Annotated in this window: 6 protein-coding genes; 3 read left to right on the top strand and 3 right to left on the bottom strand. The window is 37.8% G+C overall.

The window, feature by feature from the left end; all coding sequences use genetic code 11:
- Positions 1-227: 227 nt before the first annotated feature.
- The gene (locus K6G87_RS06270) at positions 228-368 is read left to right on the top strand and encodes a hypothetical protein (protein ID WP_296835033.1); all 141 of its coding nucleotides are present in this window, start codon (positions 228-230) and stop codon (positions 366-368) included.
- Between the two features lie 143 nt (positions 369-511).
- On the opposite strand, the gene K6G87_RS06265 is transcribed toward K6G87_RS06270, so the two are convergent.
- The 3 genes from K6G87_RS06265 to K6G87_RS06260 form a co-directional block, all read right to left on the bottom strand.
- The gene (locus K6G87_RS06265) at positions 512-1,375 is read right to left on the bottom strand and encodes a zinc ribbon domain-containing protein (protein WP_330669787.1); all 864 of its coding nucleotides are present in this window, start codon (positions 1,373-1,375) and stop codon (positions 512-514) included.
- The gene (locus K6G87_RS19795) at positions 1,372-1,572 is read right to left on the bottom strand and encodes a recombinase family protein (protein ID WP_330669786.1); all 201 of its coding nucleotides are present in this window, start codon (positions 1,570-1,572) and stop codon (positions 1,372-1,374) included. The genes K6G87_RS06265 and K6G87_RS19795 overlap by 4 nt, the downstream gene beginning before the upstream one ends.
- Positions 1,573-1,676: 104 nt before the next feature.
- Positions 1,677-1,895 (bottom strand): hypothetical protein, encoded by a 219-nt coding sequence (locus tag K6G87_RS06260; RefSeq protein ID WP_296835031.1) that lies wholly within the window; start codon positions 1,893-1,895, stop codon positions 1,677-1,679.
- 40 nt (positions 1,896-1,935) lie between these two features.
- Between K6G87_RS06260 and K6G87_RS06255 the strand changes: the two genes are divergently transcribed.
- Entirely contained in the window at positions 1,936-2,142 is a 207-nt protein-coding gene (locus K6G87_RS06255) for a hypothetical protein (RefSeq protein ID WP_296835029.1), read from the top strand.
- Positions 2,143-2,285: 143 nt separating this feature from the next.
- Positions 2,286-2,447: ORF6N domain-containing protein (locus tag K6G87_RS06250; protein ID WP_296835035.1), on the top strand; the 162-nt coding region annotated here is incomplete at its 3' end.

Raw genomic sequence — 2,447 nt, 5'->3', positions numbered from 1 at the left:
AGCCGCAAAGGGTGTAGCCGAATCCTCAGGCCTCGTTGCCAATGCAGCTTCTTCCGTATCCGACGCTGTCGATACGATAAACAACAACCTCAATAGCTTTACGATCAAATAACCCTAGGGGACGGAGTCGTGGCTTATTTTTAATAAGACTGCCATTTACAATTCTTTCAAAACTATCATATGCTTTGAAGTTCCCAACATTTTTTGAATTATACATTAAGAAAGTAATGGCAAAGAAGCTAAAGAAGAATGCTACAAGCACAACTATTAAAGTAACACTTAAGGATACAGATAAGGCAAATAAAAAGATTGCAAAGCAGATGAACAAACAATTAAAGAAGCTTACAATTACACTTACAAATTCTTAAGCTTCTGAATAAGATTTAAAGGGCAGTATACCGTTTGATATACTGCCCTTTATTTCGTTTCATCATAGATGGCTCCATCCTTGAAGTCATCTGTATTCATACCCTCTTAGGAGAATTCCACCTTAATCTTTTTACTTGATATCTCATCCCTTAGAGAGCAAAACTACCGTCTCGATTTGCGAACCATTGTCCAAACTAATCTTCATATCTTTTGATATGATAGGAAGCTTGAATTCAATAGACTTAAGCCATTGGCCGTTCTCTTGTTCTTCTTTGTAAATCTCAACCTTTTCTATGAATTGTGTCAGGAACTCTCTGCGTTCCGCTTCACTCATCGGCTCATACATTTTATCGAAAAAGATTAGCGCTTTGTAGATATTATCTCCACAAACCTTTTCAGCAAGTATCGACCGCTTCTTAGCTTTAGCCTCTACTAAGGCGTTTTCTGTCTCTTCGATTTTATCATAAGTCTTACTGAGACGATTCTCTAAATCTGTTTTTCTTCTCTTGTAGTGCTTATCCTCGTAATCCAAGTTGTCCAAATCTGAAAGAATAGCATCTTTATTTAGGTAACACTGCCGCAGAGTCTTTTCGTGAGCTGATATTTCCTGATCAAGCGCAATGGTATCAACTTCCATATCGATTTTTTCACGCATCATCCCGGCAAACTTTTTATTGCTCACAAGTTTTCGCAGGACTTCAACTACGGCTCCATCGAGTTTTACTTCAGATACCTGTTTTCTATAATCACATTTGTGACCTCTGGTCATGTTGCGGTGCTTGCAGCCATAATAAAAATAATCGCTGTACTTCGTACCATCTTTTCTATGCTTAATACTTTTGTTTCCATACATTCCCGCCCCACAGACAGGGCATCTTAATACACCTGATAAAAGATGTATTTTCTCACCTTTAGGCGAATTTACCTTTTCATATTTTTTAGCCTGTGTCACGGCTTTAATTTGTGCCTGCTCCCATACTTCTTCTGATTTAATATCTTCCATCATGTTGTTAAAAAAGCAACACGACCCTCAATCGATTTACCAGACTTTCCGGCATCCTCATATTCTCCGGCTATTTCGTAATCGTTAAATTCACAGAATGCTTTCATTCTGGATTTCTGTGCATCCAAAGAATAGCCATCTATCTGCATAGATGTGGAAACACGGGTATATAGATATACTTTTGTTTTTTCTTTTCCCAATAATATCATCTCCTTTAGATACTTTTATCCGGAAGTTTTAACAAAGCATCAATAACCGGACGAACCATTTGTACTGATTCTACCTTGTTAATAGCACAGAGCTTTCATCCTGCATCTTTACTTGATGCTCCACAGTGGAATGCCTGCTCTGTTGGCAATCCATAATCGAGAACTATAAGTCTATCATGACAATCCGGATTTGGTTTGATCCGAAGCGGTGGGTACTGATTTATAAAATCATTAACCACAGATGTCGTGAGAAATCCTCTCCTGCCATGTCCATTCTCCGTAAAAAGAACTTGCTGCAGAAATTTCCTCTTCATCCTCAATTCCTTTACCGGTAAGAAGTTGCTCCGGGGTAATTTGCAAAACATTACAGATGTCCATTATCTTTTCTACCGTAGGATTGAGGATGAAGAGGAAATTGCTGCAGCAAGTCCAGAAAGTAAATTTACTCCCGGCGATGTTCAGATGATTGAAGATTATCATAATCTTAAGGAAGAACAGCAAAAGCGTCTTATGGCTTATATGGAGGCTCTGAAGAAGATAGAGAGTCTTGAGGATATGTAGTTAAAATTATTCGATTAAAAATTTGGACCAGTGGTTTGCGGTCGGTTTTTTCGACCACAAAAAATATCTTTGTTTGAATATAGAATACATGAAGTCACAATTTGTGACTTCAAAAAAAGAAAATGCAAAGGAATATAGCGTTTATGGAAAATACAACAGGATTACTCACAGTTGAGTCTATTAGAAACTGTGTATATACGATTCGTGGGGAACAGGTAATGATCGATAGTGATTTAGCTGATATTTATGGCTATGAGCTCAAAGCCATGAATCAACAGGTAAAGCGAAATATTGAGAGGTTTCCC

The sequence above is a fragment of the Butyrivibrio sp. genome (assembly GCF_024699075.1).
This window is presented reverse-complemented; position numbering and strand designations above follow the sequence as displayed.

Coding starts and splice junctions, on each gene's coding strand:
- K6G87_RS06270 (WP_296835033.1), top strand. CDS start 228: ATGGCAAAGAAGCTAAAGAAGAATGCTACAAGCACAACTATTAAAGTA.
- K6G87_RS06265 (WP_330669787.1), bottom strand. CDS start 1,375: ATGATGGAAGATATTAAATCAGAAGAAGTATGGGAGCAGGCACAAATT.
- K6G87_RS06260 (WP_296835031.1), bottom strand. CDS start 1,895: ATGAAGAGGAAATTTCTGCAGCAAGTTCTTTTTACGGAGAATGGACAT.